The 25,185-nt window shown below is 41.5% G+C and carries 20 protein-coding genes, 6 pseudogenes and 2 riboswitches; of the genes and pseudogenes, 14 read left to right on the plus strand and 12 right to left on the minus strand.

Annotated elements, in window-relative coordinates:
- Nucleotides 1-224, minus strand: a pseudogene (locus tag V7K40_RS18515) (hypothetical protein); the annotation flags it as partial.
- 601 nt (nucleotides 225-825) lie between these two features.
- Between V7K40_RS18515 and V7K40_RS18520 the strand changes: the two are divergent.
- Nucleotides 826-936, plus strand: a pseudogene (locus V7K40_RS18520) (EamA family transporter); the annotation flags it as partial.
- Between the two features lie 71 nt (nucleotides 937-1,007).
- Here V7K40_RS18520 and rpmA read toward each other — a convergent pair.
- Together rpmA and rplU are read right to left on the minus strand one after the other, a co-directional pair.
- Nucleotides 1,008-1,304 (minus strand): 50S ribosomal protein L27, encoded by a 297-nt coding sequence (rpmA, locus tag V7K40_RS18525; RefSeq protein WP_104906219.1) that lies wholly within the window; start codon nucleotides 1,302-1,304, stop codon nucleotides 1,008-1,010.
- A gap of 30 nt (nucleotides 1,305-1,334) precedes the next feature.
- Nucleotides 1,335-1,742: a 50S ribosomal protein L21 gene (gene rplU, locus V7K40_RS18530; RefSeq protein ID WP_334962168.1), complete on the minus strand. Its 408-nt coding sequence runs from the start codon at nucleotides 1,740-1,742 to the stop codon at nucleotides 1,335-1,337.
- Nucleotides 1,743-2,193: 451 nt separating this feature from the next.
- Here rplU and V7K40_RS18535 point away from each other — a divergent pair, with 451 nt between their 5' ends.
- The 3 genes from V7K40_RS18535 to V7K40_RS18545 all read left to right on the plus strand — a co-directional run bounded on the left by V7K40_RS18535 (nucleotide 2,194) and on the right by V7K40_RS18545 (nucleotide 6,280).
- Entirely contained in the window at nucleotides 2,194-2,427 is a 234-nt protein-coding gene (locus V7K40_RS18535; RefSeq protein WP_334962170.1) for a Nif11-like leader peptide family natural product precursor, read from the plus strand.
- Nucleotides 2,428-3,155: 728 nt separating this feature from the next.
- A complete protein-coding gene (locus V7K40_RS18540) occupies nucleotides 3,156-3,626 on the plus strand; it encodes a DUF4118 domain-containing protein (RefSeq protein WP_334962172.1) in 471 nt (156 codons plus the stop codon).
- A 2-nt stretch (nucleotides 3,627-3,628) separates the two neighbouring features.
- Nucleotides 3,629-6,280, plus strand: coding sequence for a PAS domain S-box protein (locus V7K40_RS18545; protein ID WP_334962174.1), 2,652 nt, complete (start codon nucleotides 3,629-3,631; stop codon nucleotides 6,278-6,280).
- A 57-nt stretch (nucleotides 6,281-6,337) separates the two neighbouring features.
- On the opposite strand, the gene V7K40_RS18550 is transcribed toward V7K40_RS18545, so the two are convergent.
- On the minus strand, nucleotides 6,338-8,737 hold the full coding sequence (locus V7K40_RS18550) for an FAD-dependent oxidoreductase (RefSeq protein WP_334962176.1): 2,400 nt from the start codon (nucleotides 8,735-8,737) through the stop codon (nucleotides 6,338-6,340).
- Between the two features lie 643 nt (nucleotides 8,738-9,380).
- Between V7K40_RS18550 and V7K40_RS18555 the strand changes: the two genes are divergently transcribed.
- Nucleotides 9,381-11,225, plus strand: a complete 1,845-nt coding sequence (locus V7K40_RS18555) for a tetratricopeptide repeat protein (RefSeq protein WP_334962178.1) — start codon at nucleotides 9,381-9,383, stop codon at nucleotides 11,223-11,225.
- A 102-nt stretch (nucleotides 11,226-11,327) separates the two neighbouring features.
- On the opposite strand, the gene V7K40_RS18560 is transcribed toward V7K40_RS18555, so the two are convergent.
- On the minus strand, nucleotides 11,328-12,635 hold the full coding sequence (locus V7K40_RS18560; RefSeq protein ID WP_334962180.1) for a chloride channel protein: 1,308 nt from the start codon (nucleotides 12,633-12,635) through the stop codon (nucleotides 11,328-11,330).
- 558 nt (nucleotides 12,636-13,193) lie between these two features.
- Here V7K40_RS18560 and V7K40_RS18565 point away from each other — a divergent pair.
- The 4 genes from V7K40_RS18565 (at nucleotide 13,194) to V7K40_RS18580 (ending at nucleotide 16,721) form a co-directional block, all read left to right on the plus strand.
- Nucleotides 13,194-13,346 carry a hypothetical protein gene (locus V7K40_RS18565; RefSeq protein WP_334962182.1) on the plus strand — a complete coding sequence of 51 codons (153 nt, stop codon included), beginning with the start codon at nucleotides 13,194-13,196 and terminating at the stop codon, nucleotides 13,344-13,346.
- 856 nt (nucleotides 13,347-14,202) lie between these two features.
- Nucleotides 14,203-14,982, plus strand: a complete 780-nt coding sequence (locus V7K40_RS18570) for a class II aldolase/adducin family protein (protein WP_334962202.1) — start codon at nucleotides 14,203-14,205, stop codon at nucleotides 14,980-14,982.
- Between the two features lie 198 nt (nucleotides 14,983-15,180).
- The gene (locus V7K40_RS18575) at nucleotides 15,181-16,281 is read left to right on the plus strand and encodes an LLM class flavin-dependent oxidoreductase (protein ID WP_334962184.1); all 1,101 of its coding nucleotides are present in this window, start codon (nucleotides 15,181-15,183) and stop codon (nucleotides 16,279-16,281) included.
- Nucleotides 16,282-16,286: 5 nt separating this feature from the next.
- Nucleotides 16,287-16,721: a heme-binding protein gene (locus V7K40_RS18580; RefSeq protein ID WP_334962186.1), complete on the plus strand. Its 435-nt coding sequence runs from the start codon at nucleotides 16,287-16,289 to the stop codon at nucleotides 16,719-16,721.
- Between the two features lie 137 nt (nucleotides 16,722-16,858).
- On the opposite strand, the pseudogene V7K40_RS18585 reads toward V7K40_RS18580, so the two are convergent.
- Nucleotides 16,859-16,960, minus strand: a pseudogene (locus tag V7K40_RS18585) (IS4 family transposase); the annotation flags it as partial.
- A 776-nt stretch (nucleotides 16,961-17,736) separates the two neighbouring features.
- Here V7K40_RS18585 and V7K40_RS18590 point away from each other — a divergent pair.
- Nucleotides 17,737-18,330 (plus strand): annotated as a pseudogene (locus V7K40_RS18590) (NYN domain-containing protein); the annotation flags it as partial.
- A 136-nt stretch (nucleotides 18,331-18,466) separates the two neighbouring features.
- Nucleotides 18,467-19,153, plus strand: a complete 687-nt coding sequence (gene rnc, locus V7K40_RS18595) for a ribonuclease III (protein WP_334962188.1) — start codon at nucleotides 18,467-18,469, stop codon at nucleotides 19,151-19,153.
- A gap of 58 nt (nucleotides 19,154-19,211) precedes the next feature.
- Here the strand turns inward: rnc and V7K40_RS18600 are convergent, their stop codons facing one another.
- Nucleotides 19,212-20,402: a HAMP domain-containing sensor histidine kinase gene (locus tag V7K40_RS18600; RefSeq protein ID WP_334962190.1), complete on the minus strand. Its 1,191-nt coding sequence runs from the start codon at nucleotides 20,400-20,402 to the stop codon at nucleotides 19,212-19,214.
- Nucleotides 20,403-20,826: 424 nt separating this feature from the next.
- Nucleotides 20,827-21,042, plus strand: a riboswitch (cyclic di-AMP (ydaO/yuaA leader).
- A 96-nt stretch (nucleotides 21,043-21,138) separates the two neighbouring features.
- Here V7K40_RS18600 and V7K40_RS18605 point away from each other — a divergent pair.
- The 3 genes and pseudogenes from V7K40_RS18605 to V7K40_RS18615 all read left to right on the plus strand — a co-directional run bounded on the left by V7K40_RS18605 (nucleotide 21,139) and on the right by V7K40_RS18615 (nucleotide 23,849).
- Nucleotides 21,139-21,679 (plus strand): annotated as a pseudogene (locus V7K40_RS18605) (hypothetical protein).
- A 99-nt stretch (nucleotides 21,680-21,778) separates the two neighbouring features.
- Complete coding sequence (locus tag V7K40_RS18610; RefSeq protein WP_334962192.1) at nucleotides 21,779-22,765, plus strand: ATP-binding cassette domain-containing protein; 987 nt, start codon at nucleotides 21,779-21,781, stop codon at nucleotides 22,763-22,765.
- A gap of 17 nt (nucleotides 22,766-22,782) precedes the next feature.
- Nucleotides 22,783-22,915: riboswitch (cyclic di-AMP (ydaO/yuaA leader) on the plus strand.
- A gap of 313 nt (nucleotides 22,916-23,228) precedes the next feature.
- A complete protein-coding gene (locus V7K40_RS18615) occupies nucleotides 23,229-23,849 on the plus strand; it encodes a universal stress protein (RefSeq protein ID WP_334962204.1) in 621 nt (206 codons plus the stop codon).
- A 103-nt stretch (nucleotides 23,850-23,952) separates the two neighbouring features.
- On the opposite strand, the pseudogene V7K40_RS18620 reads toward V7K40_RS18615, so the two are convergent.
- From V7K40_RS18620 to V7K40_RS18640, 5 genes and pseudogenes are all read right to left on the minus strand, one after another.
- Nucleotides 23,953-24,045, minus strand: a pseudogene (locus V7K40_RS18620) (high light inducible protein); the annotation flags it as partial.
- A gap of 105 nt (nucleotides 24,046-24,150) precedes the next feature.
- Entirely contained in the window at nucleotides 24,151-24,363 is a 213-nt protein-coding gene (locus V7K40_RS18625) for a high light inducible protein (protein WP_334962194.1), read from the minus strand.
- 45 nt (nucleotides 24,364-24,408) lie between these two features.
- Nucleotides 24,409-24,621 carry a high light inducible protein gene (locus V7K40_RS18630; RefSeq protein ID WP_334962196.1) on the minus strand — a complete coding sequence of 71 codons (213 nt, stop codon included), beginning with the start codon at nucleotides 24,619-24,621 and terminating at the stop codon, nucleotides 24,409-24,411.
- 45 nt (nucleotides 24,622-24,666) lie between these two features.
- Entirely contained in the window at nucleotides 24,667-24,879 is a 213-nt protein-coding gene (locus V7K40_RS18635) for a high light inducible protein (RefSeq protein ID WP_334962198.1), read from the minus strand.
- Nucleotides 24,880-24,924: 45 nt separating this feature from the next.
- Nucleotides 24,925-25,137, minus strand: coding sequence for a high light inducible protein (locus V7K40_RS18640; RefSeq protein ID WP_334962200.1), 213 nt, complete (start codon nucleotides 25,135-25,137; stop codon nucleotides 24,925-24,927).
- Between the last annotated feature and the right edge of the window lie 48 nt (nucleotides 25,138-25,185).

Genomic DNA, 25,185 nt, shown 5'->3' on the forward strand with positions numbered 1-25,185 from the left:
ATTGCATCGCCAGCCTTATCTTTACCCATTGCATCGCCAGCCTTATCTTTACCCATTGCATCGCCAGCCTTATCTTTACCCATTGCATCGCCAGCTTTATCTTTACCCATTGCAGGAGAGGCTTCAGGAGCGATTTGATTGTTAGTTGCAGGAGTGCTAGAGCAAGCAGTGAGACTGCTGGTTAAGCTTAAACCAGCAATTAAACAAAGTATTTTCCAATTCATAGTCTTCTTTCGTCCTTTGGATAGTTCTTTTTGTATTGATTGATCAGAGGAAATTAAGCTACAAGCAGATTCATAAAGGCATTGGGGTAAAGAAGATGCCTTCTTATAAAGGACTCCATCAGATTGCTACTGATGTTTGAGTTATCCCGAACATCCAAAGTATCTCTATGAGGACTGAGAGCTTATTGAAACTAAACCATGATTTTGATAAATTTATGCCTTGAGAAAATTTAGTTGATTCTCAGCATTTTCTCAGGTAATCATGGTAGCTCAAAGTTATAGTATAATTTCAGTATTCTCTCAGATAAACCTGATTTTGAAGTGAATAAATACAACTTAGCATAATTAGGAATGCCTTCATTGCACTGATATTATTGTGGCTATAACAGTCCTACCTAAATGATTTATGAACTTTTCTATTTCTCCTCTTGGCGCTCTTCTCTTCAAGACGCTTCTCAACGAGAGGCTCCGCCGATTCGTTCATTTTTACAAATTAGATAGGATTGCTATAGTACACTGTGGCGATCTAGTGCAATCATCCGAAAGCTTGACAAAAATTGGTGGCTAAGACTTTATAGGCGATGCCTACGGCGGCAAGCTACGCAATCCAATTTCTTTGTGTAATATTTTGTTAGTGAATAACTTGTGCGCTTTGATACTTCTGATACTAATCTATGGGCGAGAGAGGAAAAAAGCAGCTTTTAAGCAACTGTTGGGAATATTTATGCAAATCTCACTATCAACTAGCCAGTAGGGTGGGCACTGTTACCCACCCAAACGACTCTAACTTGCTACTGCCTCAGCAGGGGCTGCCTCAGCAGCGGCTACGGGTGAGTAAACACTAACTTTTTTACGGGTTTTGCCCTTTCTCTCAAACGTTACAACACCGTCGATTAAGGCAAACAGAGTGTCATCGCTACCAATACCGACATTGTTACCAGGGTGAAATTTGGTGCCGCGCTGACGCACGAGAATGTTTCCTGCACGTACAACTTGACCGCCATAACGCTTGACACCCAGACGTTGGGCATTAGAATCACGACCGTTGCGTGTACTACCTGTTCCTTTCTTATGAGCCATGATTTCCTCTTGTGTATCTACTTCTTTTTATTATTCAGCAGCGGTTTCAACTTCTTCGCTAGGAGTGTCATCTGCAACAGGGGTTTCCTTCTCCGGTTCTCCTTGGGCAACAAACACTGCACCGTTAAGAGTGATGGAGTCAATCATAAGTCTGGTAATTTCTTGACGATGCCCCCGCTTTTTGCGGGTTTTCTTTTTCGGCTTCATTTTGTATACCAGGACTTTACGACCCCTGAAATGTCGCATTACAGTCCCTTCTACAGTCGCACCTGTCACTAGTGGCTGTCCAATGCTGACTTCGCCATCGTGCTGCACGAGTAATACGGAGTCTATTGTAACTTTTTCATCTGGTTCGGTCGCAAGCAGTTCAATATCATAAAACCGCCCTGGCTCTACTCGTATTTGTTTACCGCCAGTTTCAATAATTGCGTAGGTCATGGAATTGTCCTTGAGGTTGCCGTACAGGTAGCTGGTTTTTATCTCCTATAAAGACGCTTTTACCAGCTTTTGTAATATGTCTACCTGATCCGAGCAGGAATTAGACAGACAATCTAATATCCTATTTTATTAACAGGTGTCAAGTCAAGCTTTCATTTACCAAAAGCCGTCATGGCTGATCACCCATCCAAAGAATGTAAGGTGCATTTACAATTCAGAATCAATGCTTTTTAGTTAAATACTGCTTCCATCTTAGGGCTGACTTTTATCAAGTAGTAGAAATATTTAGACTAAAACTTATACTTTCTTGTCAGAATCAACACATTTTTATTCTTTGTTTTAAAATTAAACTTACACGCTTAACCTAAAAGTTGTTCACAGAATTTAGTGAATCCACAGGAGTCAAATTACTACATTCAAACCTGATATTTAAAACAGGAGATAGACTATCATGACACAGCAAAATGCTACCCGACTTTTTCAAGCTGTAAAAGAAGATCAAGCATTACAGCAAAGACTCAAAGTAACAGCTGACCCAGAAGCCTTCATCAAGATTGCTCAAGAGCGTGGCTATGATTTCACTCTCGAAGAACTAGAGAGTGAAATCAGCAAATTGTCTGAAGATGATTTAGCCGCCATTGTCAATCCAGGATGGGGAATTAGACGCCACATTAATCCTAGATAATTCCTGTTTTAGGAAACCTAAAGTATAGGAACAACTGAATTGACAAGTTTTGCTCCTCAAGGGGATACCGTTGCATCATCTCCTTTTGGGGCATTCCTATTAAACTAAGCAACTATGCTTCCCATTTCCCCACCTATTTAACTCATGGGCTAGGATGACTATATTTTAACAATACCCTGGACAGAATTAAGCGGCGATCGCAGCGTGGGAGACTAGTTCTGGGTAATTGGGATGATTTTTGCTCACCTGTATATAGATAGCGCATAGGTAAGGTACAGAAAAAATAATTAACTATAGATAAACACAAGTAAAACACAGCAATGCCGTGTTCTACCTATGTATCTGATTCAAATGAGAATCGCTATATCAATTTTTAAAAGATAAATACTTATTAAAAAAAAACGAGGTTTAATTCAGGTTAAAGGCAAAGGAGAAATGATGACTTATATACTAATGGAAATTAGTTAAAAAATTTAATAAATCTATACTTTTTGATTGAGACTCCAAAATAAAATATATAATTGAAGCGAGAATTATCAGATTATTCAACCTTTACTAAAACTAAGTTTTACTACTTTAGATAGATTCGTAGCAACTAACTGCTTAGGTGTGTATTTTTCCAATGCATAATAAATCTTGAGCGATGTCTACAACGGGCAACGCCTACGCATTGTCTAGCTAATTTGGGGAATAATCCTTTAGCTAACTGCATAAAAGGAGAAGCCACATTGAAAGGAACACGTTCCCTTCTAGCACCTTACGCTGTGACATTATTGACTGTTGGTAGCGCATTGTTACTAACACTATTGCTACAGCCACTACTGAAATCAACTATTTTTCTGCTATTTTTTGCTGCGGTGGCGGTTAGTGCCTGGTATGGCGGCATGGAAGCAGGGTTGCTGGCTACCGCTTTGTCTACTTTAGCCCTGAGTTACTTTTTTTTAGAGCCAGTGTTTTCGCTTTTCGTTGCGAGTCTAGACACCATACTGCGGTTAGGCTTGTTTGTGTTGGTGACAATACTTATTAGCTTGCTGAACTCAGAGTTACGCACTGCCAAACAACATCTTCAAATGAGTTTGCAGAAGCTACAGGTGAGCGAAGCAAGGTTTAGAAGATTGGTAGAGTCCAACATTATTGGGGTAATTGTAGCCAATATGGACGGGACGGAGCGATCGCAGAGGCTAATGATGCTTTTTTAAGAATGGTAGGTTATTCGCCAGAGGATTTACAAGCAGGGCAACTGCGATGGCGCGGCATGATAGCACCAGAATATATTGAAGCAAGCAACAGTGCGATCGCAGAACTCAAAACCAAAGGTGTATGTCAGCCTTTTGAGAACGAATACATCCGCAAAGATGATAGCCGCGTTCCCATCCTGTTAGGTTCTGCCTTGTTAGAAAATAATCCAAACGATATTATTAGTTTTGTACTTGATTTAAGCGAACGCAAACAAGTAGAGCTTGCCCTTTGCAAAAGCGAAGAACGCTACCGCACTTTTTTAGAGCAAAGTTCAGAAGGTATTTGGTGTATGGAATTGGAAGTTCCAATTTCGCCAGATTGTCCAGAAGATGAACAAATTCAACATTTTTATGAATATGGTTACTTAGCAGAATGTAACAATGTTATAGCGCAGATGTATGGCTACTCTCGTGCCGAAGAAATTATCAGCGCCAGACTAGGAGACTTTCTCGTTTCCTCAGATTCACATAATATTGCATACCTGCGTTATTTTATCCATTCCAACTACCAATTAATCGATGCAGAATGCCATAAAATAGATAAGCAAGGTAATTCTAAATATTTTTTGAATAATCTGGTGGGAATTGTCCAAAATGGGCTTTTAGTCAGAGTATGGGGAACTCAACGCGACATCACAGAACGCAAGGGAGTAGAAGCAGCACTGCATCAACGAGAAGATCAACTCCGCCTGATTACAAATGCTGTGCCCGTCCAAATTTTCTATGTTGATGGAGAGCAGCGTTATCGCTTTAATAACAAGGGATATGAAGACTGGTTTGGACTTCCTGCCTCAGAAATTTATGGTAAACACATTAGAGAAATTCTAGGAGAGTCGGTTTATCAGTCGATTCTTCCTTATGTAGAAGCAGTATTCTCAGGAGAGCAAGTAACTTACGAAACCCAATTACCCGATAAAGATGGCACAAACCATTACGTGAATGTCACTTATGTTCCCCAGTTCAGTCAGCAAGAGAAAGTTGAAGGATTTGTTGGGCTAATCACCGATATTACACTTCACAAGTTAGCAGAATCAGCTCTCAAACAGAGTGAGAAACGGTTAAGGACACTCACAGAAAAAGTCCGCATGATTCCTTGGGAGGTAAATGCTACTACTGGGAATTTTACCTATGTCGGCCCACAAACTGTTGAGATTCTTGGCTATTCATTGTCAGACTGGTACACCGATAATTTCTGGGCAAAACACATGCATCCAGAAGATCAGGAGTGGGCTATGCAGTATTGCCAAGAATCTTCGTTGTCACTAAATAATTACGAATTTGAATACAGAATGTTGGCTGCTGATGGGAGAGTTGTATGGTTGTATGACATTGTTAATGTGGTGCGGGATGAGAATGGACCGCAGCTACTACATGGATTCATGATTGACATTACTGATCGCAAGCAAGCAGAGCAAGAACGCGAACAATTGCTTGAGCGCGAACAAGCAGCACGCGCCGATGCAGAAGCTGCAAACCGGATGAAGGATGAATTTCTCGCCACACTCTCCCACGAACTCCGCACACCCCTAAACGCCATATTGGGCTGGACGCAGCTACTTAGGAACCGCAAGTTTGATGAAACTACTACTGGTCAAGCACTAGAGACAATCGAGCGTAACACCAGATCCCTAGCTCAACTGATCGAAGATGTTCTAGATGTCTCGCGGATTATTAGAGGCACACTCCATCTAAATAGGCATCAGGTAAAACTTGTACCAGTTGTAGAGGCAGCAATCGATACCGTGCGCCCAGCAGCCGAAGCCAAGGAAATTAGCATCGAGTTTAAATTCGACCCGGAGTTAGGGGTAGTTGTGGGTGATACCAATCGTTTGCAACAGGTTGTGTGGAATTTGCTCTCCAACGCTGTCAAGTTTACATCTAAGGGGGGAAGAGTTGATGTGCAATTGGAGCGGATTGAATCCTATGTGCAAATTCGGGTGAGCGATACAGGAGCGGGAATTGCTGCCGAATTCCTACCCCATGTATTTGAACGCTTCCGTCAAGCTGACAGTTCCAGCACGCGATCGCATGGTGGACTAGGATTAGGGTTAGCGATCGTCCGCCATTTGGTAGAATTACACGGCGGTAGTGTCTCTGCCGAAAGTCTAGGAATTGGACAGGGAGCGACATTCATTGTCAATCTGCCAATGAAAGCCGTTTATGTAGAGGCTAATACCACAGAGGCGCTTTCATCTTACATGGATGCCCAACAGACTAATAATTACCTGCCGAGGCTAGATGACTTGCGGGTATTAATCGTCGATGATGAGGCAGACGCGCGTCATTTGCTCACGACAATTTTGGGAGAGTATGGTGCCCAAGTCATAGCAGCTGCATCTGCTTATGAAGCACTGCTTGCCGTGCAACAATTTCACCCTCATATACTGGTGAGCGATATTGGTATGCCACAAGAAGATGGCTACACACTAATTCGTCAAGTCAGGGCGCTACCAAAAGACCAAGGAGGACGGATTCCAGCAGTGGCGCTGACAGCGTATGCTAGGGCTGAAGACCGCACGCAAGCGCTGTTGGCAGGCTTTCAACTCCATGTCCCCAAGCCAGTTAATGCGGGCGAGTTAGCAGCTGTAATTGCCAACCTTACCGGACGTACTTGAAGAGGATGGGAGCAGGGGAAAATAATTTCTAGCTGTAAAGCCTGCTAGAAAAAATCCTTACTTAGTATTGTAGAAATTGGTAGAATTGGCTACCTCATAATCCCCTTGAAGGGTTGAATAGTCATGATTGCTCAAAAGAATGGCAATGGCAACATCCCTCGTACTTTGTGATCCTTTTAGTCTCTGTTCCAAATAAATCTGCCAAGAAATTTCCACATCACTTTTGAGAATTGGCTTCTCAATTGCTGCAACAACGCCGTCCTGCTTGGGATGAATCGAGGAAGCGCTGTACTTCCACTCATTCCTATCTTTGAGAATTATGTCAGGAGAATCACCAATCTGTAATTGGAGATGTAACTCGTTTATACGTACCCCCTGATATATGTCAAACATTCTCGATACAAGCCCTCCAGGAGTGCGTGCAGCTACTTCCATCAGAATCGGTTCTTCGCTACCTTCTTGTAGGAATAAATCAATATTGAGTACACCATTTTTGGGGTAACCGTGTTCTAAACTTTGTAACGTATCACTTGAAAATTGCCAAAGTTTATGAAATTCTGAATCTTCTTCTCTAACAATAATATTGCCAATTTGATGACCATAAATGAACTCATCATTAGGTCGATACTGCTTGCAAGCAGCAAAATAACAAGGTTGACCGTTTTTGATGACAACACTTGTATTGTATAGTTGACCTGTAATGAATTCATTGAATTCAAATTCTTCATCTGAATCGATATTGCTGTCACACCAGGCTTTCAATTGATCAACAGTATGAATTCTTCTGGTTTTTTTACTTCCGGCTCCAGTAACTGGTTTAATAAAGATGTGATTACCTAGTTCTTGTAGAACAAACTTTAAGTATGAAACTGGCTCTTTACGGTATTGGTCTTGAGCAAAAATCAGATACTTTGGTACGCGAATCAGGGAATTTTTGAGGGTAGATTTGAGGTAACTCTTATCAGTAAACTGGCGGATCATCGTTGGGCGATCGCCTATCAGATTTAGAGCTTCACGCAACTGTGCAGCTAACAGTACTGAATACTCATCATTGGTAACAATCTGACAATTGTCATCCAAAAGTTTATACTCAGTCTTAATCTGTTGATAGGTTTGGAGCAGATTTTGCAAATTATAAGGTTCTACAATCCGCACAAGATCCAAGTGCTGGTACTGGGAGGGTATCACCTTACTGAGTCCTTCCCTACTACAGAGTAAAACCAGATTTCTATTATCTGATCGGATATGCCTAAAATCAGTTTCGCTCTTAAGCATATCATGCAGCACAAAGACAGTCTGCTTATTGCTATCTATCTTACTACTGTTCAAGGCAACTGGATTTGCCTCCTCACGGAGCATTTCTTGTATTAACTGGACAATTTCTTGTGAACATCCCCATGACAGAGTTACTCCTGACCCTCCATGTCCATAATTATAAAATACGTGTGTGTTTAAAACTCTTTCTACACAAACATTTTCCTCTGTTAATGGTCGTAAACCAGTCCTAACAGGCTCCTTTTCATCTAGTGGGAGTTCTCTTAATTCCTGGAGAAACTCCAAACAGCCATCATACATCTGTCGAATAATTGGAACTTCAAGAGATAGGTCTGTATCCCATTGGTCTTGCTGCGTTAATCCTCCCAAGACCACCAAATTATCCCCTCTAGGAACTATGTAAACGATGTCTTGCTCACTTGAAGAAGATTCTTCGTGGGAAATACAATGAGCGTCTGTTACAACTTTCCCGATATTCTTAACCCTGACAAGTGCGCCCCTCAAGGGATACATGGAAGTATCCCCCGTAGTTGCGATCGAACCTAGTCCAGCACAGTTAACAATTGCCTTTGCATTAAAACGACGAAGTAGTTCCTGTTCATTTTCAACTACATTGACAGTGATTTTTTCCTGAATAATCTCACATCCAATATCCTTTACCTGTTGAAGTAACCACTTCATGTAGACATCGGTGTTTGTCGCCGGAGCCATGTGTTTATAAGCATCTTTTATACCTCCTTTAAAACTTAAATCAATCGTTTCTTTGACAATCTGTAAGCCTCTTTCAAATCCATCAACCTTATCCTTCAACTCATTCATTTTGCGAAGGTCGGCAGGTCGATTTTCCAAAACATCCTTGAAATAGAAATACGCATCCCTCAAATAAAGTCCTGTTTCTTCTGAACCAAACTCTGCGTGTATTTTCTTGAATTTATTATAGGTAGTCATACACCAGTTTTTAGAGCGTTCCAGGGATCTAGGAGCACCATGACTACCACAGACTGCTGGTGGCCATTCCCACAATGCACCTGCCACAATAGAAGTTAAATCTGGGGCAAAACGATCTGCAACAATTACAACTCTAAAACCTACCTCTCTCAGACATATCGCGGTTGTTAGACCACTTACTCCTGCCCCAATTACTAAAATGTTTACATCATTGTCCGGCAATAGGTTACTCATTAAAGATTATCTCGATTTTTTGCAATACAAAACAAATACATTAACTTGCCCATTAATGATATTAAATTGGCTGCTTTGGGGGTTGGCGTAGGGTTAATAACTTTTGATGATTTGGCATTTGTTACAAACATTACTTATAAAGTTTTTTAAAAGTATTTTTATTCACACAAAAACCTGATTTATCATATTACTAAACCATTTCAATCATGCTTAATAGGGTTTTAAAGGTACTCCTTGGGGAGTAAATAATTTGTTATTATACTTATTTAGTTTTAAAAGTTACTGTTAGAGATAATAATAATTACTTTTGTAGATATTGTTATTTTTTATAAATAAAGGAATTACGAATAAAAAAGTTAAGATACTTCAAAAACTTCAGCATCTTGAAAAATAAGGGTTTCAGCCAATGTTTTTCAGGCTGGAGATCGCGAGTAGTCGCGCTTACAGGAAAGTCCATCCAGATCCGAGGTAAATGAGCAGCAAATCATCAGCTGATTTCGGCGGATTGCGTTTCCTAGTTCAAATGAAGGGCTGATAAAGCTTCTGGAAAACTTTTGAACTACTGAAATTCCCGATTTTCCCCACTCCTTTGCCTCTGTCAAGACTAAAATTAGAATTGATGTAACGTTCTCTAATAGCCAAAGTGTCAGAATCTCTGCCATTGCGCGATCGCTATCTTGCCTTAATCGATGAAATTGTCGAAACCACCCTCAAGGGCAAAATTAGCTCTGTTGATATGGTGTATCAAATGCTGCTTAAAGGAATCACTTCCGGTACAGGCGAAGTCTTTGAGCTAGCTTTGAGCGATCGCTTGAATGCCTTCCAAAGCCAAGTAGATAGTGAAAAAGACGAACTCAAAAAAGGCAAGGCAACTCGGAGTTTGAGAGCCATTAAAACCATTCAAAGTCAATGGCAACGCTCTTCAGAGCAAAATAAAGCTACAGAAGCGATCGCCTCCGCAGTTACAGAAATTACCACATCTGTGGCAGACGAGCGGCTGGCAGTATTTTTACGGGTTACTGACCCCAATCAGAAGTATCCACTAAATTTGCAACAGCTACAGCAATTGTCAAAAGCATTACAGCAATTTGCTCAGGTAGATTCTGATTTAGAACAATTTTCTGAAGGTATTACCCGTGGTTTAGCTTCTTGGCAGCGATTGCAAGACAACTTGCTCAGTTGGATGTACGAGCAAAAAGAAGCTTTAGGATTTGGCGGCGTACCGGGAGAACGTGGCCCTTGGGCAAGTTGGGCTAAACAACTCAATAGTGAATTACCCCAAGCACTGCTTCGCACCTTAGCTATGGAAGAATCTGCAATAGAGTTTGCCCAGCGACAACGGGGTATCACCCTTAGAGATTGGGTGGAAATGGCATTGATTTTACAGTACTTGCAACGGGGACTAATTAACTGGTTTGACCAACAAGCTTACGATGTTAAAGCCGGGCCAAAGTTGTCCATTTCCACTTTCTTGACCTTTGCAGTGATTTGGAGTCAGTTAGCAAGTGGTTTTGGCAGCATTGGGAGAGTATACGGCGATGCCTGTTCTCAAATTATGCTCCAGATTTTGCGAACCTTTGCCCAACGTCCGTATTTTCCCTTTTACGGTGGTATTTTTGCCTCTTTTACTGGCACTTATTTGCGAGATGCCCTAGATTATTTGGATGAACCGCTGCGACGAGGCGAGGGAACCCAGGAAAAGGCGCGAATTTTGACCCTTTTAGGTTATTTTCAGCGTGCTTTGGGTCAATATCAGCGCTCACTTGATTTTCATCAGCAGGCGCTGGAGATCGCTAGGAATGCAGGCGATCGCCCCTGTGAAATTGCCAATCTCAACCACCTCAGCCGCACCTACGTGCAACAGCAAAATTATGCTGAGGCAATCAATTACAGTCAACGAGCATTAATACTGAGTCGGCAAGCAGGCGATAGAACAGGAGAAGCAAACGCGCTTGTAAATTTAGGTTATAGCGAAGTCATGCAGGCTCAGGAACTAGAAAATCTAGAACCCGAAACTTATGAAGCCGCAATTAATTATTTGGAACAAGGTTTAAAATTATCAGAAAAATTAGGCGATATTCAAAGTAAAGCCTTATGTGTCAGCAGCTTAGGAATTGCCTATCTAGTAATTGGACAACACCAAAGTGCAATTAAATATCTTGAAGATGGCTTTAAAACAGCGCAATTTTCCGGCGATTTGTATCTGCAAGGGCGTAACTTAGCTTATTTGGCAGAAGCTTATTATCATCTACAAAATTCGGAAAAAACTGTTTACACAGGCTGCTTGGGAATGTATCTTTTAGAGCAAATTGCTTCTAGTGAGTGGCATCAACCGGCAGGGTTACTGACAATTTTGCAAGGACAAATAGGGGCAGAAGCTTTTCAAAAGTTCTTACAGCAACATCGCCCTAAAATCATTGCAGTTATTGGTGTAGATGGATATGATCACATTCCGCAATTGTTAGAAGAATACAAACAAGATATGTAAACAAGTAATTTGATGATTAGGATAGCGATCGCTAAGAATAATTGCGTGCGATAAATCAAACTGAATATAACGCGAGTGCCTGGTTCTTCTTACCGACATTAGCTAGCTACCCTTTAATTCAGTAGCTTCTTTCTGAGACTTCAGTTGAGATGCAATCAGAGGAACTTTGGGCGCAAGAAAAAATCCAATTAAACTGGCAAAGAGGATTGGCGTCAAAGGACTTAAGTTAGTCAGTTTTGACAGTAGCAAAGTCGTACTTATAGGTGTGCGCGTTACGGCTGCATTGACAGCCGCCATTGTACAAATCATGGCAAGGGCGGGATTAAGCCCTGGAATTAAGACTGCTACTGCTTTACCAATACAAGCACCAGTGAAAAACAGGGGGATAATGAATCCACCGCGCCACCCACCTGTTACCGTAATGCTAATGGCAGCCATTTTACCAAGAGCAAGAGTTAAGAGAAAAATAGCACCAAAGCCAGTAGTGAGGACTGACTCTAACTCTTCATGTCCAAAATAACGGGTTAGGGGTAATAAAACTGCTAAAGTGCCAAGCCCAAATCCTGCTAATGTTGTGCGTACATAAATGCGTCCCGGAATTCGAGCAAACAAGTAATCGCAGCCCCGAAAAATGCCCATAAAAATCCATCCCGCCACTGCCCCAATGATTCCGAATATGATAGCGATCGCAAAATCATCAATCTTTTCTAGGTGGTACTGGGGAAAATGCCAAGTGGGCGCGATTCCCAAATGTGTAATTGCTGCAAATACTAGATAACTAGCGCAACTTGAAACAATGGCTGGCATCAAGGCTTCGTAATATTCCACAATATGCTGATGGTGTAAAATCTCCAAGGCGAACATTGCACCACCAAGAGGTGCGCCAAACAAGGCAGTGAAGCCAGCTGCCATCGCCGCTAAACTCATAGTTCTGAGGTCTTCACCTTGGAGTTTTAGGCAATCAGCAACCCAAGTACCAAAAGAACCTGTTACTTGTACTAGTGGTGCTTCTGGGCCAGCACTACCACCTGCCGATATGCTGATTAGAGAAGCAAGAATCATTGAGGGATTTTTGCGAGCATCTAGACGTCCGCCACTAAAATGGATATTATCAACAATCATGGCGATTTCACCGGGATTTCCCAGGAAATCAATCACCAGTCCGATAATTAAACCGGCTAGTGGCATCACTATCAGGAGGCTAAAACCTTCAAATCGTTGCAGATGGTGAGTTAAAAGTTCTAAAACATTCCAATACAACGCAGCAAATAGACCACCAGCAGTCCCCACAACTACCCAGTGGATTACCCACTGCGAAATCATCAGAGGATTACGTTTTACCAGTCCAAAAAGTTGAGCAAATGTCCAGCGTTGAGTTTGATTGCTAGTGGTGGGCTTCTTTGGTAACACTGCTTATTTCCTATTTGTAAAACGAAGAATACGGAATATTACGTTTTTTATCGTAAAACGCTTATTCAAAAGGCAATAAACAACCTACTGATAACACTTTGGGATCAGGCAATGCAATAAAGCAGCGATCGCACTCTATGATAAAGGGAAAAATCAGACTCAAGCAGCACCATCCTGATGCTACTTTCCAGGCATCAACATATTTCTTTCAAAGAGATTCATATCAATAGCACTTTGTCAAGATTAAGACTTATGCAACGCCGATATTGTCATTGCGACCGAAACGGAGTGTAGGGAAGCAATAAGAGCGTTAGGGGGGATTACTTCTCTTCGAGACGCTCCGCGAACGCTATCGCTCGTAATGACGAAATTACGTTATTTTTGCGTAAGTCCTGAAGATAATTAGATGCGTTCTCTTTGGGACAATCACGGTCTGTTTTTTTATTGCTATCAAGTCTACAACAACTTTACGGCATCTTGATGCTTGAAGCAGACCATGTTTGCGATCGCGTTGTGCAAAACCTTAGTACAGTTTTGCGTAAGTTCGTAGCGTTTTGAATGCAGGGAAACGCATTAACAATACAAGCTGACGCATTAACAATGCAAGCCGATGCATTAACAATGCAAGCCGATGCATTAACAATACAAGCTGACGCATTAATAATGCAAGTTGACGTATTAACAATGCAAGCTGACCCATCAACAATGTAAGCCGATGCATTGGCATTGCAGGGTATTGCCTTTCTTTAATTCGCTACAAATTAATGAAATGCTGTAGTTAGTAATTTTGAGACTTCTCAAGCGATGCTAACTGCGCTAATAACTGACGTACTCACAACATAGGGATTGATGAACTTGAAAACTCTTGCATATTGTATGTTATATGTGCCTCTACAGTTAAATAAATTACTTTTAAACCGCAGAGGCACAAAGGAGGGCAGTTGCATGGACGGGTTTCCCGACTTGAGCAAACTGCTTGTAGCGCTGAGAAAAAACAAGAGATTTTATCAGTCATCTTGAAAGGGCTAGTCCTAGTAATAACCAAAAAAACCGTGCCTAGTCTACCGTCGTAAGCATCACAAATTTTAGCGATCGCTCCACAGCTTAACGAATCGCAACAGTCTCCATACAACAGAGATAACATTCCCCTCAAGTATATTTTCCAGCAGAACTCCATATTGAGCTTGCTTATTTAAATGAACTGTGGTAGCTTCATTGTAGTTTAAACAACTGTAAACAGATTGACTTACCGTAGTTTATTTGATACTATCACTATTCTAGTTAAGAAATTTGTTGTTACTAGGTAGTTTAAAATCTGATATCAGGTAATTAGTAACGTATTTACGGCTATCAGCTAAAAGTTATTTGTAGCGTTGTCCACTGGACATTGATTGAACAATACGTATTTGCAGTGGTAAAAACTGCGATCGCCTATTGAGCCATAACCATAAATCATTTGTTGTCTCGCTAGTTTAATGGTGAAGCGATGTCTATAGGACAAACCTTGACGCTTCCACCAGCAGTGAGGCAGCACTATCTACCCAATCCACACGTAGGAGTTGAAAATATGGTGCAAACTTCTCTCGTCCGCCCCAGCAATCCCTTTCAACCACCGACCTTTGTCTCCATTGAATCGGAGCGTCGCCATCGCCAAGAACGTTTGGCAGCAGCCTTTCGGGTATTTGCACGTTTGGGTTTTGCTCAAGGATTGGCAGGACACATCACTGCTCGTGATCCCGAACTTACGGATCACTTTTGGGTCAATCCCTTTGGGATACACTTCAGTCGCATTCGGGTATCAGACCTGATACTAGTGAATAGTGAAGGTCAGGTAGTCCAAGGTGAAGGCAAAGTAAGTCAAGCAGCGTTTGCCATTCACTCTCAAATCCACGAAGCCCGCCCTGATGTCATCGCAGCGGCTCATGCCCATTCCTTCTATGGCAAAACTTGGTCATCTTTGGGTCGGTTGCTCGACCCGATTACCCAAGATTCCTGTGCTTTTTACCAAGATCATGCTCTATTTGATGATTTTACAGGCATTGTATTGGAGACAAGTGAAGGAAAACGCATTGCTCAGGGACTAGGCAAAAACAAAGCTGCGATTTTACGCAACCACGGAATATTGACCGTGGGACACAGTGTGGATGAAGCCGCTTGGTGGTACATCAGGTTAGAGGATACTGCTAAGGCGCAATTGCTAGCAGAAGCCGTAGGAAAACCCATCCTGATTGACCACGACATCGCCTTAAAAATACAACAACGCGGTGGTACTCACCAAGCAGGCTGGGGTGGATTCCAGTATTTGTGGGATGAAATTACCCACGACCAACCAGACTTATTTGATTAGGTATTGGGTATTGGGCATGGGGCACTTGTACTGAGCATCTCGACTTCTCTACGAGACGCTCTTGCGAACGCTCGATGGAGCCGATGTCGTTGGCGCAGCCTCTCGTAGAGAAGTATTGGGCATTGGTTATATCTGCTTATCCCCCTCGTCCCCTTGTCCCCTCATCCCCACTCCCCAACATTTTCAGGAGAATTAATTATGCCAGTTGAATTTATTGGATTGATTCGGACAAAACCAGCTTCGGAATTAAATAGTGCAGCAGGTAGTCTGGGCGATGACATCATTGATCCAGCTTATGTTCGTGAATTTGCCAAAGCCCATGAAGAAGGAGGTTTTGACAAAGTATTGATTGGCTATAGTTCTAGTAGCCCTGATGGCTTGACTATTGCTAGTTTCGCAGCTTCAGCAACCGAGCGATTGGGCTTTTTGATTGCTCATCGTCCGGGTTTTGTGGCACCAACTCTGGCAGCTCGCAAGGCAGCTACCCTTGACCATTTTACCAACGGTCGGATAGCAATACATATTATTACTGGTGGCAGTGATGCTGACCAGCAGAAAGATGGCGACTGGCTGGATCATGACAGCCGCTACCGCCGCACTGATGAATATTTAGAAATCCTTCGTCGCATTTGGACAAGCGACACTCCCTTTGATTACGAAGGTGAATTTTACCGCCTCAAGGATGCTTTCTCGGCGATCAAGCCGCTGCAAAAGCCCCACATCCCGCTTTACTTTGGTGGTGCATCTGGTCCAGCCGTACAGGTAGGAGCTAAACACAGTAATGTTTATGCCTTGTGGGGTGAGCCAATTGCCGCAGTTAAAGAACGAATAGCAGAGGTACGTGCTGCCTTACCACCCGGTCGTTCCGTTCGCTTCAGCGTCTCCCTGCGACCTATTCTTGGTGCTACAGAACAACAGGCTTGGGAGAAAGCACATAGCATTTTAGCGCGAATTCAAGAGTTGCGAGGAGGGGCGAAAATAGCTACCCCAGCTAGACCCCAGGCGGTAGGGTCACAACGTCTGCTAGATTTTGCAGCCAAAAATGAAGTTTACGATAAGCGTCTATGGACACCGATCGCAGCAGCTACTGGTGCGGCAGGCAACACAACAGCTCTAGTGGGTACACCAGAACAAGTAGCAGAGGCTTTAGTTGATTACTACGATGCGGGTGTGACTACCTTGTTAATCCGGGGTTTTGATCCCCTAGAGGATGCGATCGCTTATGGGCGTGATGTCATTCCTTTAGTACATGCAGAAGTCGCACGGCGAGAACGGCAAACAGTTGGGGTCGGGAGTTAATAATCATGGTACAAACATCTGCGTCTACTAGAACTGTTGAATTAATCACAGTTGATACGGCACTAGCAGCTGCTAAAGCTGCTTTAAAAGAAAGCCGCAGTCTCGGAGTTGGCGTATCTATTGCTGTTTACAACTCGTTTTTGACTCTGATTGCCTTTGTGCATGGTGATGGTGCAACTCCCCATAGCATCGAAACCAGCAAACGCAAAGCCCAAACCGCTGCTTCAATCCGCCGCCCCACTGGGACATTCTCAGATAACCTAGCAGTGGCATTACCCTTAGCATCTGGAAATTTGTTAACCAATCTTGGGGGTGGTCTGCCTATCCGTTTTGGTGGCGTGCATGTGGGAGCTATTGGCGTCGGTGGTGGCACTGTTGAGCAGGATATCGCCATCGCTAAAGCAGCTCTTGGTGCGATCGGTGCTGACCCCATTGATTAACCATAGAGTCGAATAGACAATCTCCAGAAATTAAATATACCTTATCCAGAACCCTTGTAGAGACGTAGCAGTGCTACGTCTCTTTTTTCACCAGATGTCTAATTCGATTTTTTTAAAAAATCATGCATACTCGTTCAACTATTATCCAGTGCATAAACTAACCAACACTCAACAAAAAGACGGCTATTCAAAACTGAATAATCATTTTTAAGCAAAGGGCTAAGGATATTTTTTACAATCTGTAAAAATTAATTTATAATTATTATCTTTAAAAAGTTAGCCCAAATTTAAAAAGATTTTCGTCTATTTTGATAACAGATTTCTTAACATTCAACACTTCTGCATAGATGATTTTAAAACTTGATGGATATAGGCGATCGCTTTGACGAATCTTCATGAATAACTAATTGACATCTAGTATATAAGTATGGCAATGTATATTTAACGACAGCAAAATAATCGCACTCTAAAGCGCAGGTTTTTGGTGTTGTCTCAGCAGCAGAATTCCTAGTTTCCTGCGGAGCTTCGTGTCATCCCTTCAGCTGAATATTCAGCCCAATGTCAAGTCAACTGATTGACTAAACTTTCAACGGTAAGACAAGATGTTTGGGTGAATGTTCAGGGGAAAGGATGACGCGAAACTTGCTAGGAAACTAGGAATTCTAAGGCTGAGACTTAAACCAAACGAAAGCGACGGTAGAGAGCTTTGTCGCAGAGAAATACTTTTTGAGTACAAATTCTTCGTATAAAGCCGTGCTACTGCTAGATATGTAATTTGTTGAAGCTGTCCAGTTTACCAAAGAATACTGGATACATTACGATGGCATACGCTAATCAATCTTCCAACAGACAAACAAGCCAGCAGCAACTAAAGGTTGGCATCTATTGGGATTTTCAAAATGTTTATTTAAGTCAAGAACAAGCAAGGTTATTGCTGGCTTTTGCCATCACAAAAGGGAGTTTGATTAGTAGAAGAGTTTACTATAATTCACTATTTTAAAACCAGGCTTCTGCAAAGGAGAATCTCCAACGCATTGGTTTTAAATATGAAGATGTTACCTGCTCTTTAAAGAACAGTGCAGACAATCAACTTAAATCTGATTTAATTGACGATGTATATAACAATCAGTCCCTAGATATTTTTATCCTTGTGTCAGGAGATGGCGACTTTGCAAATCCAGTTAAATTCCTGCAAGACAAGGATAAAAATGTCATAATTTTTGCACAACGAGGTAATGTAAAACAAAAGTTGAAAGAGCGTGCTAATGAATTTCACTTTGTAGATGAATTGCCTCAATTAGTTGGCAATAATACTCAGCTTAAAACCACTGAGATTGAGTTTCAGATTAATTACAATGACGCTGTAAAGTACCTAATTGAATCTACTAAAATTTCCTTAAACCAAGGCAAGTCTACCAGATTTGGATACGTTGACAAATTGATGCGTCAGCGTTGTCATAAATATCAGGAATTTTCCTCTATTTCCATGCCTGATGGCAAGAAGTTTAAAAGTTTTGGTCAGTTTGTTAATGCTGCTGTAAGGGATGGTAAGGTTCAAAAGCAAGGTCAGGAATTGTTTTTAATTGAGTTAGACAAACTAGCTGCTTAAAATAGTTTTTAAAACCCCAGTTTAGCAAAAGCTGGGTTTTAACAACACCGCTATTTGCGGTTTTTTCATGTCTAAACATAATCACACCTGTAAAGTTTTCCAACAGTCAATTTCCGCAACAAAACACAAGATAAAAATGCACAAACTTCTGATATTCCATGATGAAAAACTTCTCCGCCGTTCGCTTACCCACCGTTCTTATGTCCATGAAAACCCTGGAGAAGGCGAACATAACGAACGCTTAGAGTTTCTCGGTGATGCTTTGCTGAATTTCTTGAGTGGCGAGTATCTATATAATTGTCACCCAGAAATGGGAGAAGATGAATTAACGCGGCGGCGTTCGGCGCTGGTAGATGAGAAGCAATTGGCAAAGTTCGCCGAGGAAGTAGGTTTAGACTTTAGGATGCGGTTAGGAAAAGGCGCAATTCGAGACGGAGGCTACCAAAATCCTAATTTGCTTAGTAGCACCTTTGAAGCAGTTCTTGGTGCTTACTATTTGGATAAAAATTCAGATATTGATGCAGTTCGCGCAATTATAGAACCGCTATTTGATTCTGTAGATCCTAAGCATATAATTGTGTCTCGTTCTAATGTAGACTCAAAAAATCGCTTTCAAGAATGGGTACAACGCAATGTTACCCCAACTCCTCCTAAATATTTCACAGAACACATAGGAGGCCCTTCTCACGCGCCAGAATTCATAGCAAAAGTATTGGTAGATGGAACAATTTACGGGGAAGGTAAAGGACGCAATAAGAAAGATGCAGAAAAAGCTGCTGCTGAGGATGCGCTAGCTAAATTAAAAAAACAAGGTTTATTGTAAAAATGTTTTTTGATTTCACGCAGAGGTGCAGAGAAAAATTTTACGTCTTGGCGCGAAATCAACTCTCTATTTCTAAAGGCAAAATTACCGTAAAGGTAGAACCAACTCCTACTTCAGATACTAGGTTAATTGTACCTTGTAGTAGTTTCACCAAGCGGGAAACGATCGCTAATCCCAATCCTGTGCTATCAGGGAGATAGGGACGATCACTAAAACTGACGCGAAAGTAGGGTTCAAATATCTGGGCTTGGTTTTCAGGTGCAATGCCAATTCCAGTGTCACAAACTGCGATCGCCCATCTCTGGTTCTCTAACACCTGACACATTATAATAACAGTCCCCAACTCTGTATAGCGAATCGCATTACTGATAAGATTTGTAGCAATTTGTTGGAATTGAAAAGAATCTGTGATTAATTCTTTGGGAGCGCGATCGCAATCTACTACAATTTTTAAATTTTTTCCAGCAGCTAAAGGTTCCAACATTTCACATACATTATTGATTAATTCACGCACATCGGTGGATGCTAGGTGGAGTTTTATCTGTCCTGCCTCATACCGCGAAAGTTCTAATACATCATTAATCAGGTGGAGTAATTGTTTACCATTGCGTAGCACGCGCTCAATATGTTCTAGATTAACAGAAGTGTCTTTTAGCCGAGTCTTTCGTCGTTGTTGGCGTAAAAACAAATCCGAGTAACCAATAATGGAAGTTAGAGGATGTTTCAATTCATGAGCTAGTTGCGAAAGATATTCTTGATTAGCGCTCATTAAGCGCGTAAGTTCTTCATTATGGAGTGTTAGTGATGACTGCAACTGCTGTAATTCTCGCAACCGCTCCTCAACATAACTTTTAAAACACCGAGCGATCGCTTCGTCTATGATAGCGTCAATCAAACGCATAGAACGAATTATTTCTACAGGTGTTCCCTTCAAGAAATCTGGTTGTAGAGCATCAAATATTACTGTTCGCAACAAATGATATTCTCTAGCAATTTCTGCTGGATCAAAACCTTGTTCCGCTCGAATAGTCCCATGCTGAAAACTGGCAGTAACTACTGACTTAATATCATTATCCTGATATTTTGAAAGCACCGTTACCATTGCTTTCAAAACATCAGGGATATGATCCTTTACCGCTGTATAAGATAGGTCATCAGCACTTTCAATCCGTCTATCTTCACGAACTGCTGCAATCCATTTATCTATGAGCGTGTCCGTTTTTTCAGCCAGTACTTGACTAAAATCCATTTTGTTAAATTCAGCTAAGAGATAGATGAGTAAGCTTCCATATGCAATTAGTTTAGCTACTACAGTAGTCTTTAACCAAATTAAGCAATTTAGTTCACCTACCAAAAGAAATAGATTTTATTTGTTTTTTATTTACTAAATTAACCATTTGTATGTAAAACTTGTCAAAAATATAATATTTATTAACAAATATTAAACAAGCAGGTAACCAACTTTGATGCTTGACTCGACTATTGTTGTTTAGCTGTCTGTGCAATGAGTTTACTCAAAAGGTAGCTAAAATTCTAAAAAATTATAAATTTTATTAATTACTGAAAAGCAAAGGTAAGCACTTGATTTAGGTATTGAAATGAAAAACACTTATCATAATACAGTTGGCTTTTACTGAGCATTGATGTTATATTGTTGATAATTAGTATCTATTAGAGTAAGTCAGCCTAATCCAGCGTATCACAGTGCATAACGCTGGAGCGGAGGAACCAAATTGTGGGGCGTATCTTAGAGAAAGTGAAAAGTTGAGAGTGAGGAGTTAGAAGTTATTAATATTTAACTCATAACTCATAACTCATAACTTTCTTCAGAAGGGCATCTCTCAGCCCTAGCCCGTCAGCTAACTTCGTAGGCATTGAGAGGAGACTGAAGAGACGGCATTTTTATAATGTTCTGATCTCATCGGTGTCCAAGGCTGGTACTGCTCGGATTTTTGTAGCTGCACTTAAATCTGTTGAGGTCGTAAATGATATTTCAACTAAATTTGGCAGTGATCGCAGTGATCGCTGGGCAAGCTGCTTGGAAAAAGGCAAAACCTGTCATCCTTAGAGATGTCTTCTTTCTACCTGTGTTGGGCTTTTTGGGAATAATTGTGTTGTGGTGGATTATTGCACTTGCCAACCATGAATTGATGCCCACCCCACCAGAAGCGTTAGTTGCTAATCTAGACTATATCTTAAATCCCTTCTATCAAAGATGCCCCAGCAACTTAGGAATTGCTTGGTTGTTGATAGCAAGTCTGCGCCGGGTATTACTGGGCTTTTTATTAGGTGCAGTAGTAGCGTTTACGAATTAGTTTAGGGATAGCTTGGCTAGTAATCGTCGCCGTGGAAATGCTTACAGGCGGTATTGGGGTCGGCTTTTTTGTTTGGGATGAATGGAGTCGCTTAAACCTGAGTTCAGTCTTTTTAACTGTGTTGATAATTGGCTTAACTGGGTTAATCCTAGATTACGCCGTGGGCAAAATCCAAGAATTAGTAACTCGCCGTTCTACAGCTTCTAACTGATTAAATTTTTTCGGTTCAAGATACTAAGACGCTGTTTAACTTTGCGCCTTGGCTTTAGCCTATCTTACAACCAAATTAATCACCAATGGAGCTACAAGAATGGGTGATAATAACTGGACTCGACGAGACTTTATCAAAGGAATAGGAGCAACCACAACGGGAATAGCGCTGTCCTCCTGTGGAATTTCAGGAGATAGATCCGCCAAAGGACTAACTGAAGAAGCCTTAGCTGTTCAACCAGTAGTTAGATCCCAAGACCTAGAAAAATCCGATCTCACCGTTGGTTACGTTCCCGTTAATGATTGTGCGCCATTTGCGATCGCCTGGAAAAAAGGTTTCTTCCGCAAATATGGTTTGAATGTCACACTTAACCGCGGGTCACTCAGATTGTGGAAAATCAACCTACTAAAGATAGTAGCTGTGTTAGAAAAAGCCACTTCCGGCTTAGTAAGGCTAGATGGACAAGAAATTCGTCAGCCAGGAGCCGAAAGGATGGTGGTATTTCAGAACTATTCGCTGTTACCTTGGTTAACAGTACGAGAAAATATCCGTTTAGCCGTGGATGAAGTGTTAAAAAATGCTAATCGGGCTGAAAAAATTAGCATTGTAAATCAGCACTTGGCAATGGTAAACTTGATGGCGGCGGCTGACAAATATCCTGATGAAATTTCTGGAGGTATGAAACAACGAGTAGGTATTGCCAGAGTAGCAATTCAGCCCAAAATGTTGCTGATGGATGAACCTTTTGGGGCACTAGATGTATTAACTCGTGGCAAATTGGAGCGGCAAGTATTAGATATTTGGGAAAATAATCGGCAAGCAGTGATGATGATTACTCACGATGTAGATGAAGCAATTTATATGTCTGATCGCATCGTATTGATGACCAATGGCCTGGCTGCTAATATAGGGGAGATATTGGAAGTTCCTTTTAAGCGTCCACGCGTTAGCGTTCGCGAAGCGTCTCCGTCAGGAGAAGCTCCTCAAAAAGAGGCTCGCGCCGCCATGCGAAACTCAAAAGAATATTTTGAATTCCGTAACTACGCCTTAAATTTCCTTGATCGATATTTTGCCCAAGACGAGTAAATTAGATTATCATTTTTTTTAGTGGGTAGCCTAATTCAAATTCATGAAAGCTGGATTTGGAACGGAGGAACCAATGTTTGGGGCTAATCTTACGAGAGACACCTTCCAGTCTTAGCCCGTCAGCTAACTCCGTAGGCAATGGAAGGAACCCCCAAGACCTTGGCTGTAATACAGTTATCATTGGGGTTTCCTTGACTGATTTCAGATTTGAGATTTTGGTTATCGTCACTCAGTCTAAAATCCAAAATCGTTCGACTGAGCGACTTGCCTTGAGCGTACCCCTGCTCTTAAGCAAGCTACGTGCAGCGTCTCCAAGAGTTGCCGACTTGTGCCGAGCGTTCGCGCAGCGTCTCCAAGAGTTGCCGAGGTAAAGGAGCCGAAGTCCAAAATCCAAAATTTGTCGCCCTGCTTCTCATTGTTAATTCATTTCATTGGGAGAAGTAAAGCTGTGCAAATCAAGCCAATGTTAGCACGTCTGCAAAGTGCCACAGGTCGAAATGACTTAATTGAACAAATGGTACTATTGCCAGAACCAAAAAAATCTTTTTCTAAAAAACCTCAACAAGCAAAAGCAGTTAATTTAATTGTTGCCTATGACGCATCTCCTAACAGTCATACGGCACTAGATATTGCTTTCTGGATTGCCCATCAAACGCGTTTAGCCACCAATGCACAAGTTACAGTTCAAGCCGTTTATGTGCTAGAAGATAATCAAAGCAGCCAGTATCCAAATATCTTGAGTTTTCCAATACAACAGCCTTTATTAGATTGTCAAGTTAGTGAAGTATCAAAGTCTGTCACATTGGTATTAACTCAACCCCAATTACAGACAGTTGTAACTCCCCTGCAACAAGCAGATATAATTCTTTGGCAAGCCCGGAGTCTGGCTGAAGAATGGCAGGGTTCTTTTAAATCTCATTTGCGGTTTGGCTGCATTTCCACAGAACTTAAGAAAGTTGTTGAATCAGAAGCTGCCGATATTCTGTTTCTCGGTTGCCAATCTATTAATCATCCGATGATTGAGGCATTAGGTTCTAATTTCCCCTGCGCCGTTTTGGGTATTCCCAGTTGTATTGATGAATAATCGCTGTTTATAATTTCAGTAATTTTTATCAAATTGTAATCATATATAAGTCACCTATAACTAGGTGGCTTTTTTGCTACTATGTAACCAATTAAATTTCGGGAGGAGTCCAACCAAACAGAAAATCATTACGATCTACGTCGTTGTAAGCTTTAGCAACAGGTGGTAAATTGGTATAAGGACGAGTAATACCAATTCTTTGTAAAACTGCACAAAACAATCTTGATGAGATGAACAAGGGGCAAAATCCCCTTGTTCTGGAGCTACCTCAGAGATAATCGGTATAACTCCTCAGTTATCACTAATATTGAATGAGGTGTAGCACATCGCGCAGGACGCTATGGCCGGCTAAGTCCCACAGTAAATAGGCAAGAAAGCCAATAGCTGCCAAGCGACCGTTCCAAATTTCGGCTTGAGGAGTAAAGCCAAACAGAAAAGCATTGCGATCTACGCCGTTATATGATGTTGCAACAGGTGGTAAATCAGTAGAAGGCCGAGTTTCTTGAGTTGCCATTCGTTTCTCCAAAATTTAGTAACTTTTTAGGTGTTTAATTTCTATCTAGTAGCCAATCAGATGTAAAACATCGCGCAGGACGCTATAGCCGGCTAAGTCCCACAGTAAATAAGCAAGAAAGCCAATAGCTGCCAAGCGACCATTCCAAATTTCGGCTTGAGGAGTCCAGCCAAAAAGAAAAGCATTGCGATCTACGCCGTTGTATTCTGCTGCAACAGCTGGTAAATCAGTAGAAGGACGAGTTTCTTTAGTTGCCATTTGTTTCTCCAAAATTTAGTAGTTTTTTAGGTGTTTAATTTCTATCTAGTAGCCAATCAGATGTAAAACATCGCGCAGGACGCTATAGCCGGCTAAGTCCCACAGTAAATAGGCAAGAAAGCCAATAGCTGCCAAGCGACCGTTCCAAATTTCGGCTTGAGGAGTAAAGCCAAACAGAAAAGCATTGCGATCTACGCCGTTATATGATGTTGCAACAGGTGGTAAATCAGTAGAAGGCCGAGTTTCTTTAGTTGCCATTTGTTTCTCCAAAATTTAGTAGCTCTTTAGGTGTTTAATTTCTATCTAGTAGCCAATTAGATGTAAAACGTCACGCAGGACGCTATAACCGGCTAAGTCCCACAGTAAATAAGCAAGAAAGCCAATAGCTGCCAAGCGACCGTTCCAAATTTCGGCTTGAGGAGTCCAGCCAAAAAGAAAAGCATTGCGATCTACGCCGTTGTATTCTGCCGCAACAGGTGGTAAATCAGTAGAAGGCCGAGTTTCTTTAGTTGCCATTTGTTTCTCCAAAATTTAGTAGCTCTTTAGGTGTTTAATTTCTATCTA

The sequence above is a fragment of the Nostoc sp. genome, from assembly GCF_036917195.1.
Taxonomy (GTDB): Bacteria; Cyanobacteriota; Cyanobacteriia; order Cyanobacteriales; family Nostocaceae; genus Nostoc.